Origin of the sequence: Halalkalibacter lacteus, assembly GCF_036663595.1 — a bacterium.
Lineage (GTDB): Bacteria > Bacillota > Bacilli > Bacillales > Bacillaceae_D > Halalkalibacter > Halalkalibacter lacteus.
Genome location: NZ_JAWRVL010000014.1, coordinates 98,370 through 114,297, shown reverse-complemented (window position 1 = coordinate 114,297; position 15,928 = coordinate 98,370). Strand labels below are relative to the sequence as shown.

Below are 15,928 nucleotides of genomic sequence, written 5' to 3'. Positions count from 1 at the left end.
TACTATATCCATTTGAATAATCGGATTTAAAAACAAAAAAAACAGGCTGTTGAGAACACTTTCTCAACAGCCTGAGCTAAATCCTATGGATTTAGCTCTTTTTTTATGCCACTTATTCAATACAAACAAATTGGCATATTGTTTTGATGGTTTCATTAATTCTAAATGCCAAGTCTCACTTATAAAAATCTCTAAAAGTGGAAAGGTAAGATGAAATCTTTCGTAAGGAGTAATGATGATGAGAGTGATGAAATGTTTAAGGGATTGGACATGAATTTTGGATTGATGAGAAAGCTGGATTTTCAAGTGAAGAACAAGAAGCTCTTGTTGAATATATATTATCTTTGACAGGTGAAGAAGAGGAGTAAGGTGAAAGGGTCTGATCTTTTATTTAAGGGGCAGCCCCCGATTTGTTTGACGAAAGTGTGATGTTGGGATGACATTGAGGGTTTGGAGTTAGACGCCGTGTGTTGGCGATAGTTGGAATGAGGCATTGGGGCAGATCCTTGGTTTTGTATTATTCAAAGCGTTATGGTAGACCTGATCCTTGGATGGAGTGGTTTAGTAAGTTGGCAAAGTGATGACGTTTTAAAGGCATTTGGAAAATTAAAACTAGTAATCATTAAATATACCTCCGAGAAAATCTTTATCTACTATTCTTTCTAAATTTTAGCTTGTCAAAAAACAAAAAATGGTGATGATTTGAAAATATAACAACGGGAAGCGATTTTTATCAGCGACGCTGGTTGGCTTTTTGGTGCTGTAGCTCTGCGTTTTCACATGCCCAGCTTAGTCGGGACAGACACCACTTTGACACAACTTTTAGCAACTCAAACAATATTTACTGTAGAGAATACGCAATTATGATGAAGGTAACTCGTCTTTTTAGAGATACTAAGTCGTATTACTAGAAAAAAGCATGCTATATGTAATGACAATCTAAAACAGCAAATGTTATACTACTTATTATGTTAAGTTTTTGTAAAGGTTTTATTACGTTTTTTTAAAGTAAGGGAGTGGTTGATCTATGGCGCTAGAAGTATTTAGCCGGTATGAAGTTAAATATTTAATACCATATCATGTCTACCAACAAATTGTTCCCTATTTATTAGAAAAAATGCGCTATGATAAATTTGGAAAAAATGGGTGTTACAATATCGTCAGTTTATACTTTGACTCCGATGATAAGAAGATTTATTATGAAACGCGTAATAAGCTTAGGTTCAGACAGAAATTACGTTTACGCGTTTATGATCATGCTACCCTTGATGGTGCTTCTTTCTTAGAAATAAAGCAAAAGTATAACAATGTTGTAAATAAACGTCGGACGATGATTACATTACGTGATGCCTATCACTACTTGGATACCGGGAATACAAGTCATATGGATTTTTATGATTTAAGTAATCCTCAAACGTTGAAAGAGGTAGACGCATTCAAATCTCTGTATGATCTTAAACCACGTGTCATTGTTTCGTATGATCGTCAAGCATTTCATGGACTTTATGAGGATGACTTGAGAGTAACATTCGATTATAATTTAATGTGTCGAGAAGATGAACTGCGTGTAGAGAATGGACCAGAGGGGAAACATTTTGTTGATCCAGGATTAGTTATTATGGAAGTAAAGGTTACGCACAGTGTTCCATTATGGCTATCACGTTTGTTAAGTGAATATGAATGTCCGAAAGACAGTGTTTCAAAGTTCTGTACGAGTTCGGACTTAACAGAAAAAACAAGCTTGTCTAGCCGAACGAAAGAAGAAGTGACAATTTAGTTTGAGGAGATTATCATGAACCAGTTTTTTAATGAACTACAGTATTTCTCGGATTTCACAACGCGTACAGCGATAATGGAAGCTTTTGCTGCGATCGCTCTTAGTTTTTTGCTAAGCTTATTAATTACATGGGTGTATAAAAAGACGCATAAAAGCGGTCAGTATTCACAGACATTTGTGCAAACGATCATCATTATGTCTGTTGTCGTATCCGTCATTATGATTGTAATTGGGAATAACATCGCTGTTGCCTTCGGTTTAGTTGGTGCGTTTTCGATTATTCGTTTTAGAAGTGCTATGGCTGATCCAAAAGATATTGCGTTTATCTTTTTTGGGATGGCTGCAGGGATTTCATGTGGTCTTGGCTTTTATACATTAGCGGTTTTATTTGCTATTACGTTATCATTACTGATTTATATCCTTTATGCTGTTGACTACGGGGCAAAGGACGAAACCGCGAAAACATTAAAAGTGACAATCCCAGAGAACATGCATTATGACGATGTATTTGACGAGATCTTTGCTACGTATCTAGCTCAGCATAAGCTGCTTCAAGTAGAGACAACAAATTTAGGGACAATGTATCAGTTAACCTATACAATCGTGCCTAAGGAAGGTGTATCTGACAAAACGATTATTGATGCGATAAGAGAGCATAATGCAAACTTAAAAGTATCGATTATTATGCCGTCACAGACGTTTTAATATTAAAAAACAAACACTAGTCAAAAAAGCATGAGCTCTCTTATCGAGAACTCATGCTTTTTCATTTTAAAATGAGAGGAGTTGTTCTTGGATGTCAGCAGTACGATCTTTAAAGTATAGACGTAACTCCTCGTTAGCCTGTTCCCACTCCTCTACTGATGAAGGGAGGTTTGCGTTTGAATCTACGATGTTTTGTTGCAGTTGGTTGGCTAGGCTTGAAAGCTTTTTTTGGGAAAGGGTTGAATGTAAGCTTTCCATATATTGACGAGTAAATTGAGTTTTAAATTGTTCATTTTCAAGCAGAGCTTGAAGCAATTGCACAAGCTCATTTTTTTCATGATAGGTGAGAAAATCATCTAGATTTCTTAATTGATCGGTAGTATCTATTTTCGCATTCGTAACCGCCCAACGCCACAAATTATCACCGCCACGATCACGCCAATAGGTTGATTGCGTTAAGTCACTATTTTGGAAATATGTTTGGATAATAAAGAAATCAATCAAACTAGTTAGATCGATTTGTGATTTGATAAATTCAAAATGATTAGATTGTTGTAAGGAATGATCAACAGCATAGGCTACCAATTCATCAAATGAATCTCTCTTGCCAGACAACGTTTTTCCATTGCTTTCAAGTAAATCTAGCTGACGTGGATCAATTTGATAAGTTAAGTCAAAATAATGATGATCATAATGTTCTATCAGATGGTATAGTCCCCAATTCTCGTTATTTACTAAAAGGGTTATGGGTTTGGATTCCTTCGTTGCTACATTCATGTCTTTAGCTGTTTCTTGAATAAGTGATTGGCGAATGAACGTCAAATCATCGTCTTGACCGTGACTGACAACTAAGCGTTTATCTCCTCGCTTGTTATTTGCAAGGAGCGGAGAAGGGGAAAAAACATGTTGCCCGTATTCTCCTCGGCTAAAAAGAAGGAATGATTTACGCTCCGTGTTTAAAGAATCACCCCAATACATACGTATGCCAGCAGATTGCGTAAGGAATGGACTTGTCTCGTCGTTTTGATCGAAGTAACTAAGCTGAATCGGTCTTTCCCAATTTGATCCGCGCATCATATAATTGCCTGTTAATTCTGGAACGGATGCAGTAGGATCGAAATGTTCACCCGGAACATATATGCCCCGCTTCTCATTAAAGAGGTGAGCGGGGTCAATGGATATAGAGAGAATGGGAGGTGCGCCAGTTACAGACTCGTTAATCAAATACGTACGAGTGGCTGTTTCTCCCGTTTCTCCATTTGCTAAAAATAATTTAGCTCGAACGGTTGTTGTTTCATTAATAGTAATTGGAGCGCTATAGGCATTAGAAGCAAGAGTCGGCTCGCTCCCATCTAACGTGTAGCGGATGACTCCTTGACGCTGGCTTTCAAGCCGAATTTCAATAGGGGAGTCATAGGTTCCGCTCATTTCTGAAACACTAACTTGTAAGGTCGGGTCTCCAAAATCTACGTCTCTCACTTGATCGTACAATAGATCGAGCGTTGGCTCACGTTCATATGGGTTCCCACGGACATATACACGTTCGGTTAGGTCCTGTAAGTCTTGTAAAGGACTGAAATCAGTAATTAGATTATTACGAAGGTTAAGGTCTTGCAAACGAAATAAATGCTGCAAGGTGCTAATATCCTCAATTTGATTGTCCCGGACATTAAGGATTTCTAAATACGTTAAATTCTCTAATGGTTCAAGTGATGTAATGCGATTGTTACGCAAGTTTAAATCGACAAGTCCGGTAAGATTCGCTAACGGTTCAATCGACTCAATTTGGTTAGTTTCAGCATCTAATGTTCTAAGACGAGTTAATGATGCTAATGGAGATAAGTCGACGATAAAATTTTCCTCAATATCTAACTCTTCTAGGTTCGGAGTATACTGTAAAGGTTCTAAATCTTGAATCGCATTTTCACGAACATTTAATTGTTGAAGGTTTGGAAAATGTCGTAAGTCATCTAGACTTTCAATCTGCCTCCCGCGTAAGTTTAATGTTGTAATTTGTTGTAAGTCATACTCTTTCAGTGGCCTTTCCGAACCTAGAGATGCGATGACCCCTTGTTTAAAGTTTTCATCTGCAAAGTTTACTCTAGTGTCGGAGACGAAGATATATGCTCCGCCCCATCCACCTAGTAGCAAGACAATTATGCCTATTAATACGGTCCATGATTGTCTGTTCATTAATTAATCCTCCTCAAATTACGTCAGTCAGTGACTTGAATGGTAATTAGTTCAATAATGTCTGTTCCTTCTTTTCTTGTTAATAGAGCCGTTCCTGGCACTAGGGCAGTTGCGGTCCTTCCGTCTATGGCAACCGTTTCCTCATCACTCGTTAACCAACTTCCGTCAGCTAATGATGTGTGTTCCCCAACTGATAAAGCGATCTGATCTTTTTCGTAATGTGAGACCGTAATACTGACCGTACCAAGTGAGCGATCGTCTTTATTAAATAGTTCAAGTGTAGCCTCGCCTTTCTCAAGAAGGATGACTTTGTCGTTACCTACTACCTGGACAATCTCTTCATTAGAAGAGGTGATCCGTCCTATCGTGTCAGTATGACTAAATGATAATGGAACATTCGTCATAAAGCGGAAGGTATGATTGCCAGGTAAATCGTCTCTCCACAATGAGTAGCCATTAACACTTAGTTGTTTCCGCAATGCTTCATCTAGCTCTACTTCCCCGTAGCCTTGGAGGTTAAAGTAATCAGATAAATGAGCAAACATAAACTCAGGTCGCTCGATCGCAAATTGTTTCATTCGATTAAGATGAGTAACCCAATCTTCGTATGAACTAGGATGTTGCCATCGGTCAATATGATGTCCGATTTCAGGTTCAATCGTTATAGCCATTTCTTCTAGAAGTGGCACACTTCGCTCAGGATGAAATAATGTATTAAGATAATGAGCGGATCGATTAATATAGTCAGTTTGAAATTCATCATTTTCCATTAATGAACGTAAGACAAGAGTAGACCAATCAGGATTTGGCATTGAATCTTGTCCTGCTTCTGTTGCCATTTGTAATGTATAGTGACGATACGCATCAGGCCCACCAAAACGGCCGAATCCAAAATCAAGATCAAACAACACATGTTTCCAAGGATCATTTTCTTTTCGATTTCGGTAAAATACACGGTTATTCCCAGGCCAGTCCGTATTTCGAACGAATATTTCAGTAATGTTGTAATTGATGAAATTATCAAGGTCAATCCATTCAGCTACTTGCTCATAATGCTTCGCTTCGGATAAATCATGTTCGCGGATATACTCTATAACTGAATTCCAATGTGCATTACGACCTTGCTCAATTTCACCTTCTTTTTCAAGAAGGTCTAAATCATCTTGGTGTATACCTAATTCTCGTTCAAAGTAATGTTGGTCAAAGCGTTCTCGAATATTATGAATTCCCCAGTACTCGCCATTGATATACACAACGACCGGATTGTAGTCTTGTGTTTCTACATTGATTTCATCCTTCACTAAAGATTGAAGGTAAGCATCTCGAAATAGCGTGCTGTTGTAATCATTACCTGAGTTGCGTAAGAGCAAGCGTTTGTATAGGTGACGCTTATCATCACCAAAGAAAGAGTAATTAAAAGTATTATTTCCATACTCATTTCTAGCATAGAGGCGCAGAGATTTTTGATCGTATGCTCTTGAGGCACCGCCATGTATTCTCATGCCGGCATGAGTTGAAAGAACAAGATCCCCAGACTCATCAAAATGTTCAACTTTCACAGGTCTTTCCCAATCGTGGCCAGTCATGGCATAGTTTCCGGAAGTCGCTCGGTCTAAGGCAGGATTAAAATTATCCCCAGGTATATAAATGCCAATTTCCTCGTCAAATAAATTTCTTGGATCAGTACTTAATGAAATAATTGGTAAGTTCGGTGTTTCTTGAATTAAATACGTTTCACGTACTTCCGTTCCGCGGTCTCCTGTAGGAGAGATGCTAACAGCACTAAGGACACTGGACTCAGTAAGTTCAAGAGGTCCGTCGTAGATTGGTGCGTTTTCATCAGGTGTTGATGCGTCCGTTGTATAATGAATGACAGCATCTGAATCGACCGGAAGGGAAAGCTCAATCGTAACAGCATTTTCTTTTAAACCACCTCGCTCAGAAAGCTCAATCAATAAAGGTAACTCACCAAGATCTGTTTCTGAGATTGCATCGTAATAATGAGCAATAGGTTTAACAGATTGAAGTTGGTTTCCCTTTAAAAGGAGTCTTTCCGTTAGTAATGACATGTTAGCAAGTGGCGATAAGTCTGTAATGAAATTATAGCGAGCGTCTAGTGTCCTGAGATTAGGCAGGTTCTCTAGCGCTGAAATGTCATTTACATAGTTTCCGCGAAGGTCAAGCTCTTGTAAATAAACTAAAGATGAAAGTGCAGAAATAGTACGAATGCGGTTGTCGGCCATTTCTAAGGCAAGCAAGCTAGCCATTTTCTTTAATGGCTGAACTGAGGTAATCCGATTGCCCTCCAGATTCAAGTTCTCGATTGTCGGCATTCTTTCGAGCGGATCGATACTTTCAATCTTATTAAAACTAAGATCCAATTCTTTTAATTGCTTAAGTTTGGTAAGCTCCTCAAACTCTGTAATGTGATTGCCCGATAAATTAAGCGTCTCTAAGTTAGTGAAATGCTCTAACCCGGTAATGTCCTTGATTCCTTCATTCGAAAGGTTCAATGACGTAATTTCTTTCAATCGTTGTGAGTTTAGTTCTTCATCATCTTCTATTTGCAGTTTTGTATAGATAACTTCTTTTAAATGGTCGTCTGTAATTTGATATCGGTCTGCAGAGTCGGCTTGGAGCATAAAGAAAGATGCTATCCAAATAGCGAATACTCCGATAATCGGTAGCAGTATATATGATTTCAATGTATTGTATCCTCCTATACTCAAAAAAAGTTCCGCGCGTGAGTTGCGTCCTACCCATTATAATATCACAAAGTAACGGTAAAGGTCTGACCCTCCTCTTGGTAGCGGCCAGACCCTTTTTCTTATTCATTATTTAAATTTTTGGCTTTGGAATTGAAATAGCTTTTATAAAGACCAAATGCTTCCGTACTATACATATTTAAAAACTCAATTGTTGGGGCGTAGGTCTTTTCTAAATATCTAGAAGCTTCTTCTACTTCGCCCATTTCTTCCAATACATAACTTAGCGTATAGTAAAGCGATGTGTCGTCTGGTTCTAGGGCAATTAAAAACAAATAGTTTTCAACACTTTCTTCATAATCTTTATTTACATAGTACGCATTTGCTAAAGCTTGTAATGTTTGCTTATTAGGGTCTTCGCTGCTTTGATAGAGTTTTTCTTCTAACGAGAATAACAAATTAAGTCCTTGTTCGACATCATATTTAGATTCGATTAACAACGACGCGTAATACACAACATGTCGTTGTTCATCAGGCTCGAGTTCGTATTGTCGCTTTGCTTGCTTGATAGCCGCTTCAACAAGTTGTGGAGAGGGATCATTTGTATTTTGAATATGCGCTTGTAAGGCCTCGTAATAACGTTCTGTATACATAGCCGCTTCGTTTTCTTTTTCGTCAAGAAGATAACGAAAGTAAATAATGACTTCATTATAATTACCAGCTGCAATTTCATCTTTCATGATGCTATTAACATTTGTTGTTGTTAACTCATTTAATTGAAAGCGTTTAGCTAACGTTTGAACGATTTGGTCGCTATATCGAAACTGTTCATCATCGTAAGCGTAAAGAGTTGTATCAATTCGTTGTTCCTCGGCTAATTTTTTTTCCATATTCATTGTTGAACAAGCCGATAACAAAACAAGCAAAAAAACAAGAAGAAAAAAAGTACGTACATTTATCATTATTCGTAACCACCTTATCATGTATCCAGTCAACTTATTTTAGCGGAAATTTTTCTTGCTGTGAAGAGCAAGCTAACCCAAGAGATGGACTTTATCTCTACCATGACTAGTAATCTATCCGCAAACTAGTCGAATTAGTGCCTGCAAAAACGGGGTGATATGAGTAATCTTTACAAAATTCACGTAAAAATTCCTAAATTCGATAAATTCTTATAATCGCTAGTTTCATATAATTTTACATGTTATTCTAAAAAAAGAGTAATGAATTTCGATTGGAGGCATAGAATTGTCGAAAAAAGGTTTTATTTTGTCATTTGTTTTTATTCTCTTTTTGTTGTTATTAGTTGGAAATGGACAGGTTGCTTCTGCACAAAGCAAATTTCCTGATGTTCCTTCAAGTGCTTGGGGTCATAAAGAAATCCATTCTTTAGCACATAAAGGGATTATTACAGGTCATTCAGATGGTACATTTCGACCTAATAATACTCTTACCCGTGCTCATGGTGCTGTTATTTTAACAGGAGCACTTGGTGTTGAAGGACTTAAGGTTAGTAGACCTACATTTCCTGATGTCTCTCTTAATCATTGGGCGTCTGCAGAAATTGAGCGTGCTGTTCAACAAAGCATCTTTACTGGTCGCAAAGATGGAAAATTTTATTCAGCTGAGTCAATGAACAAGGCACAAGCAGCTGCTATTATTGCACGAGCTTTTAATTTGAGTGGGGGAGGAACAAGTTCGTTCTCCGATATTCAAGCGGATTATTGGACTGCAAAGGAAATTGCTGCTCTTGAACATAATGGGATTGTCGAAAAAGGCAGTCGTTATGAACCAGGAAAAGCAATCACACGTGCCCAGTTTGCTACATATGTAGCACGTGCTCAAGATCCAAGTCTTCGCTTAAATCAATCACAACCAAGTAATGACACTGTTCAATTTCAAGGAGAAGTAACTGTTTCTAGTACGTTAAATGTAAGAGCAGGTGCTGGTACAAACTATTCCGTACTTGGTAGCTTACGAAGTGGACAAAAAGTTGATGTCTTTGCTACTCAAGGTTCTTGGTATAAAATTAAATTGGGGAATAGTTTGGGTTTTGTCAGTTCCGCTTTCGTAAAGAAAGTATCAAGTAATTCAAATAACGCATCTAACTCTGTGTTAAACAATCGTATCATTGCGATTGATCCTGGACATGGTGGGAAAGATCCTGGCTCTGTAGCAAATGGGTTACAAGAAAAAGATGTTGTTCTAGGTGTGGGGCTTGAACTAAATAAACAGCTTCAAAATGCAGGTGCAAAGCCTCTTATGACTCGAAACAACGATACGTTTATCGAGTTAGGTCAACGTGCGAAAATTGCGAATGATGCAAAGGCAGATATTTTTGTTAGTATTCATGCGAATGCAGTAGCTAGTACAGCTGGAAACGGAACGGAAACGTGGATTAGTGCTTCTTCAGCAACGAAGAGCGAAAGCAGAGATCTTGCTTATAAGATTAATAAGCGTTTAGTTCAAGAGTTAGGGACAACTGACCGTGGAGTAAAAGAAGCTAATTATAGTGTATTAGTTCAAACAGATATGCCAGGAGTTTTAATTGAGCTTGGCTTCCTGACAAATAGCAAAGATGCAGCTTTAATGAAACAGTCTACCTATAAGACTAGAGCCGCAAATGCTATTCGTAAGGGCATTGAAGACTATTATTCTAGTAAATAAGTGATAGTTTACTATCATTTAACCCGCTACTGAGATTTTTTCAAAGCGGGTTTTTGGTGCGCGCAGCAGAGGCTATTGGGTCAAACCCCGACCACGGGCGATGGGGTAGGTGAAAGGCGGTTAAGCTTAGTCGTGGAAGGGCAATGGCTCCACGCGATACAAGTTCTCGATGAGAAGGGCGCTCATAGAGAAATATCAAAACCGTATATCGGATGCGCTCATTGCTTAGAGGCCACTGAGAAAGGTAAAAATTCGGAGGGCACTGAAAAAGGTTGCTTTTTAACTTTTTCAGTGGCCTCCAAAAACCGACCTTTTTTGTTCTTTTTACATCTTTGTCAATAAGAATTCATCTGCATTGTGTTGTTCTGTATTGTATAATGGAGTAGCTATGTTTTTTAGTGAGTGTTGTTAGGAAAGGAAGGTTATCAGTTTGAAGGTGAAAAAGGCGATTATACCTGCAGCTGGTCTTGGGACGCGGTTCTTGCCAGCGACGAAAGCACAACCAAAAGAAATGTTACCAATTGTTGATAAACCAACAATTCAATATATTGTCGAAGAAGCTGTTCAATCTGGGATTGAAGATATTCTAATTGTGACGGGTCGAGGCAAACGAGCGATTGAAGATCATTTTGATCGAAATGTGGAATTAGAAGAAGAGTTACGACGCAAGGAAAAAGAAGAGCTTTTGCAGTCTGTGCAGCAAAGTACGGACTTACTTGATATTCATTACATACGTCAAAAAACACCTTCAGGGTTAGGACATGCTGTTTATTGTGCGCGGAAATTTATTGGCAATGAACCGTTTGCTGTTTTGTTAGGTGATGATATTGTGAAATCAACAGGGACGCCTTGCTTGCAACAAATGATGGACCTGTATGAGAAATATGAAAGTCCGATTATTGGTGTGCAGGAAGTACCGGATGACGAAGTGGAGCGCTACGGAGTAGTCGACTGTGAGTCAATTGGAAAAGGCGTTCATAAAGTGAAAAATTTGGTGGAAAAGCCGCCGAAAGAAGAAGCACCTTCCAATATTGCAATCATGGGTAGATACATTTTAACTCCAGATATTTTTGATATACTGGCGCAAACGCCTCCTGGAAAAGGTCAAGAAATTCAACTGACCGATGCACTTCAAGTATTAAGCAGCAAGCGAGATTTGCTTGCTTATGAGTTTCAAGGAACGCGTTATGATGTAGGGGCAAAGCTGGGATTTATTCAGACTACGATTGAATTTGCGCTTGATCGAGCAGACTTAAAAGATGAGATTGAATTATATTTACGTGAGTTAGTTCAAAAACGATTTACGGGAAAGTAGGATTATGGAATGAAGGTAGGAATTATTGGTAACTACGGACATAACAACAATGGAGATGAAGCGATCCTAACGGGGATATTGCATCAGTTAACTGAACATCTTTATGTAAATAAGGAGAACATCGTTATTTTTAGTAACAACCCTGACAATACGAAGGAACGTTATCAGGTTCGCTCCATGCCTTTGATTCATAAAAAAGGGAGCATGTTAAAGTCAGGTGCAACAACGATTCGAGCTAGTTATCATGTCATGAAAGAGCTTGATCTGCTTATTATTGGTGGTGGCGGCTTATTAATGGATATGTATAAGCGAGATGCCCCGCTTTATAGCACGCTTGGATTAACAGGTAAACGAGCGGGTTGTAAAGTCGTCGTATATGGAGTTGGAGCTGGTCCGATTACAACGGCGTTAGGGAAATTTTTCATTACTCGTTTAACGAATGCGGCTCAGTCTGTGTCGGTTCGAGATCGTGATTCGCAAAAGCTACTACAATCAATTGGAGTCAAGACACCTGTTTCAGTGATTGGTGATCCGGCCTTTTCAGTACCTGCTCCAAACACTCATACCCGCTCAGCTACGGTAAAAAAAGTCGGAGTAACAGCCGTCCCTTATTTTAGCCAGCAATATTGGCCAACGCCAGATTTAACGAAATATCAGGCTTATGTTGATGGCATGGCAGCGCAACTTGATCAATTAATAGAAGGGAAAGGTGTAGAAGTTACGTTTTTCTCTACAAAATATCCAGAAGATGTTGAAGTGACAAAGGATATTTTAGCAAAAATGAACCATCAAGAGAACACAAAATTAATTGAGGATAACCTACATCCTACTGACATCGTTGCACTGAGCGCGGAGCAAGATCTTATTATTGGGACGCGACTTCACTCTTTAATTTTATCAGTCGTTGCGAAAACGCCAGTCATTGGGATTGGTTATCATCATAAAGTAGAGGATTTCATGAAAGTAATTGAAATGCCTTCTCTTGGTATACCGATTAAGAACGTAAACCCAAGTTCTTCATCGATTGTTGATGTGTTTAATGGGGTAAGTGAAAACTGGGAGTCTGTTCAAAATGCTTTTGACATTGTATCAGATACGTTAAAAGCAGAGGCACTGAAGGGTTTGAAACAGTTAGAAATAGATAAAAAGTGAATGGTGTGAATTTCATGATAGAGAGATATTTTCCAGTAGAAAGAACGAATCGAATTCTATTGGTTGCGACAATAATGCTTGTCATTTGGACATCCATTGAATTGCAGTTTACACGAATTTGGGGAAATCTACTTCCTGGGATTGTTCGAATGGCGATTTCCTATACAGGAGAAATGCTTCTTGTTGCAATGGCACTACTTGTCATTATACATCCGCAATTGGGACGTAAGAATTTACTCGCACGATTAAAAAACCCTATTAATGGGAGCTTGATTCTGTTTTTGAGTTTTGCTTTATTTAGTATGTTCATTAACAATGTTCCGTTTACTCAAGGGGTATTTGGGGTGCGAGCATTGTTTCAATATGTCATCTTGTTTTTTATTTTGTTAACATTAGATATCCCATCTATTTGGGTAAAGAAGCTCTTCCAATTAATAATTGGATTGGCTATTTTTCAATCAATTATCGGATTTATTCAAATTGCGATGTTAATTCCATTGCCTTTACGAGATATTTCCGAGCGAAGAAGTATTGCGATTGGAGAAGAAGTTCGAGCATTTGGATTAATGGATTCAAGTAATACGTTAGCAGGTTTTTTAGTGGCTGTTCTATTACTTGTCGCTCTTTATCTATTTGTTTATAGGCTGCAATTAACGTTTAGATCGAAAACGATTTATCTTGGTATCGTAGCTGTTCTACTAACGGTCATTGCCCTGACGTTTTCTCGTCAAGCATTTTTAGCGCTCATTGGATGCTTTGCGATTATTGGTATTTTGAATCGGAAAAATCAGGCGTTTCGTGTTCTGTTAAAAGTGGCTATTGGTCTGATTGTTTTATTTGTTGTAGGGTATGGGCTCGCTCTTTTCTTTTTAGAAGGTTTTGCTCAGCGCAATTTATATACATTAGATTTAACGAAAAATTATCGATCTTTGATCATCTTAAGTGGACTTGAAGTGTTTATGTTAAATCCAATTGCTGGAGTCGGTCCGGGGATGTTTGGGAGTAACGCTGCCTTCGTGTTTAACTCACCATTCCATCAGTTTATGCACGAAGGGCTTCCAAGTACGATGCGTACGGTTGATAACAATGCGCTATATGTTCTCGTTGAGTATGGTGTCATTGGGGTTATCTTACTTGGTTACTTCTTATTTAAAGTCTTGAAGGAAATGACGTTATTTGCTGAGAAAGACGCACTCATCTATAAATGGGTTGGTTTGTTTGTCGTTACATTTGGGATTGCCTTTGTGATTATGGGTTTGCTATCAACCGCATGGGAGAACCATCAAATAGCACTTTGGTTTTGGCTCTTTTTAGGAATTGGCATGAACTGGCATATGAAGGAGAAGCAAAATGGGTAAACCAATACGTGTCCTTGTTTTAAGCAATATGTATCCAGGAAATAAAAGTGCGACGTTTGGAATCTTTGTCAAAAATCAGGTTAATTCCCTGCGTAAACAAGGCACAATAGTTGATGTCGTAGCGGTGACAGACCCTGATATGAAGAAAGCTAATGTAGTAAAAAAATATGCGAAATGGGCAATTCAAACAGGTTTAACGCTGTTAGGAAAAGGGAGACGTTATGATGTTGTTCACGCTCATTATATTTTCCCCACAGGGATGCTTGCATTGCTTTTCAAAAAATGGTTTAAGACGAAAATGGTTGTAACGGCTCATGGTAGTGATATTAACCGGATGGCGAAAAAGAATACACGCATTAAGGGATGGACGACAAAAATTTTACAAGAAGCGGATCATGTTATCGCGGTTGGACAAGATTTGTACCAAGAAATCCATCAGGAGTATCACATCCCGGCTGATAAACTATCGATCATTAACATGGGGGTTAACTTAACAACGTTTCATCATCATGATGTGGCCGAAGCAAGAAAGGTGCTTGGAATAAAAGAGGATGAGCGCCCGATTGTATTTGTTGGGAACATCATTAGAGAAAAAGGGATCTTAGAACTCCTCGAAGCGTATAACACGTTAAAAGAAAAACATAGAAACCTTTCTCTCTATTTAGTTGGGAACCCAAAACAAGAAGCGTTTCAAAATGAGGTTACAGGGTATATTGATAACCATCAATTACAAGATGTGCATATTCATCGAGCGGTACCGCAAAGGGAAGTCGCGATTTGGATGTCTGTTGCGGATCTGTTCGTTTTGCCTTCTTATATGGAAGGGTTTGGGCTTGTAGCCGTTGAGGCGATGGCTTGTGGCACACCAGTCGTTGGGACAAAGGTTGGTGGACTTCAAGTGTTGCTTGCAGATGACCACGGTGTAGTAGTCGAGCCAGAAAACGCAGATTCTTTAGCTAATGGAATGATGAAAGTACTAGAAGATGAAGAGTATCGCCAGAAACTAGTCGAAGCTGGAAAAAGAAGGGCGATAGAAAATGATCAAGAAGCTTTAATACAAAAAGTGCTTGAGATCTATGCGAAATGAGGTGATGGAAGATGAAGAGAAATAAGCAGAAAAAAGTAATGTTCATCTCCTCGATTGGTGGTCATTTAACACAGCTTTTGCAGCTGAAACCATTGTTTGATCAATACGATTATCACATTGTCACAGAAGAATCCAGTATAACGAAAGAATTAGCGAAGGAGTATCCTGTATCTTTTTTAGTATATGGTGCGCGGAACTACCTGTTTAGTTATCTATTTAAATTTTCGTTTAACTGTATTAAATCTTTCTTCATTTTCTTAAAGGAACGTCCAGATGTTATTGTGACAACGGGAGCTCATACATCGGTTCCAATGTGCTACATCGCTAAGTTGTTTAGACGTAAAGTCATTTATATCGAAAGCTTTGCCAAAACAACGACACCGACTCTTTCTGGTAGACTAGTTTATCCAATTGCTGATTTATTCATTGTTCAGTGGGAATCAATGAAGAAAGTGTACCCGAAAGCTGTGTATGGGGGGTCAATCTATTGATTTTTGTTGTGCTTGGAACACATGAATTACCGTTCACTCGCTTGTTAAAAGAGGTTGAACGTCTTCAACAAACAGGAGTGATTACAGAAGAAGTCGTTGTCCAAGTCGGACATACTCCTTATAAAAGTGATACGATGAAGCTAATCCCATTTATGAGTTATTCTGAAATGGAGAACTATTTTGACGAAGCGAGACTCATCATTACGCACGCAGGAACAGGTTCGATTATTACAGGAGTCAAAAAAGGGAAAACCGTCATCGCGGCAGCTCGTCTGTCCAAATATGCGGAACATAATGACGATCATCAAATTGAGATATCTGAAACATTTAGTCAAGCTGGTCATATTTTGAGTGTTGTTGATCTTAATGACTTAGAAAAAAAGCTAGAGCAGGCAAAAGATTTCGAGCCAGTCCCATTTAAAAGTGGACGTGATCAAATGATCAAGCTTATCGATGAGTTTATTCAAACGATTTGAAT

Annotated in this window: 12 protein-coding genes; 9 read left to right on the top strand and 3 right to left on the bottom strand. The window is 38.5% G+C overall.

Annotated features, from left to right (window positions below; genetic code table 11):
• The first annotated feature begins 1,027 nt into the window (after positions 1–1,027).
• Complete coding sequence (locus SAZ04_RS12205) at positions 1,028–1,777, top strand: polyphosphate polymerase domain-containing protein (protein WP_332695471.1); 750 nt, start codon at positions 1,028–1,030, stop codon at positions 1,775–1,777.
• Positions 1,778–1,792: 15 nt separating this feature from the next.
• Positions 1,793–2,482: a DUF4956 domain-containing protein gene (locus SAZ04_RS12200; protein ID WP_332695469.1), complete on the top strand. Its 690-nt coding sequence runs from the start codon at positions 1,793–1,795 to the stop codon at positions 2,480–2,482.
• Positions 2,483–2,548: 66 nt separating this feature from the next.
• Here SAZ04_RS12200 and SAZ04_RS12195 read toward each other — a convergent pair whose 3' ends face one another.
• From SAZ04_RS12195 to SAZ04_RS12185, 3 genes are all read right to left on the bottom strand, one after another.
• Entirely contained in the window at positions 2,549–4,675 is a 2,127-nt protein-coding gene (locus SAZ04_RS12195) for a leucine-rich repeat domain-containing protein (RefSeq protein ID WP_332695467.1), read from the bottom strand.
• Positions 4,676–4,698: 23 nt separating this feature from the next.
• Entirely contained in the window at positions 4,699–7,380 is a 2,682-nt protein-coding gene (locus tag SAZ04_RS12190) for a CotH kinase family protein (protein WP_332695465.1), read from the bottom strand.
• Positions 7,381–7,502: 122 nt separating this feature from the next.
• A complete protein-coding gene (locus SAZ04_RS12185) occupies positions 7,503–8,342 on the bottom strand; it encodes a hypothetical protein (protein ID WP_332695463.1) in 840 nt (279 codons plus the stop codon).
• A gap of 286 nt (positions 8,343–8,628) precedes the next feature.
• Here SAZ04_RS12185 and SAZ04_RS12180 point away from each other — a divergent pair, with 286 nt between their 5' ends.
• The 7 genes from SAZ04_RS12180 to pssE all read left to right on the top strand — a co-directional run bounded on the left by SAZ04_RS12180 (position 8,629) and on the right by pssE (position 15,926).
• The gene (locus SAZ04_RS12180) at positions 8,629–10,047 is read left to right on the top strand and encodes an N-acetylmuramoyl-L-alanine amidase (RefSeq protein WP_332695461.1); all 1,419 of its coding nucleotides are present in this window, start codon (positions 8,629–8,631) and stop codon (positions 10,045–10,047) included.
• 430 nt (positions 10,048–10,477) lie between these two features.
• A complete protein-coding gene (galU, locus tag SAZ04_RS12175; protein WP_332695459.1) occupies positions 10,478–11,362 on the top strand; it encodes a UTP--glucose-1-phosphate uridylyltransferase GalU in 885 nt (294 codons plus the stop codon).
• Between the two features lie 9 nt (positions 11,363–11,371).
• Positions 11,372–12,514 (top strand): polysaccharide pyruvyl transferase family protein, encoded by a 1,143-nt coding sequence (locus SAZ04_RS12170; RefSeq protein WP_332695457.1) that lies wholly within the window; start codon positions 11,372–11,374, stop codon positions 12,512–12,514.
• Positions 12,515–12,528: 14 nt separating this feature from the next.
• A complete protein-coding gene (locus SAZ04_RS12165) occupies positions 12,529–13,872 on the top strand; it encodes an O-antigen ligase family protein (RefSeq protein WP_332695455.1) in 1,344 nt (447 codons plus the stop codon).
• A complete protein-coding gene (locus SAZ04_RS12160; protein WP_332695453.1) occupies positions 13,865–14,959 on the top strand; it encodes a glycosyltransferase in 1,095 nt (364 codons plus the stop codon). The genes SAZ04_RS12165 and SAZ04_RS12160 overlap by 8 nt, the downstream gene beginning before the upstream one ends.
• 11 nt (positions 14,960–14,970) lie before the next feature.
• A complete protein-coding gene (pssD, locus tag SAZ04_RS12155; RefSeq protein ID WP_332695451.1) occupies positions 14,971–15,450 on the top strand; it encodes a PssD/Cps14F family polysaccharide biosynthesis glycosyltransferase in 480 nt (159 codons plus the stop codon).
• A complete protein-coding gene (pssE, locus tag SAZ04_RS12150) occupies positions 15,447–15,926 on the top strand; it encodes a PssE/Cps14G family polysaccharide biosynthesis glycosyltransferase (RefSeq protein WP_332695449.1) in 480 nt (159 codons plus the stop codon). Before pssD ends, pssE begins: the two co-directional genes overlap by 4 nt.
• Positions 15,927–15,928: the final 2 nt, after the last annotated feature.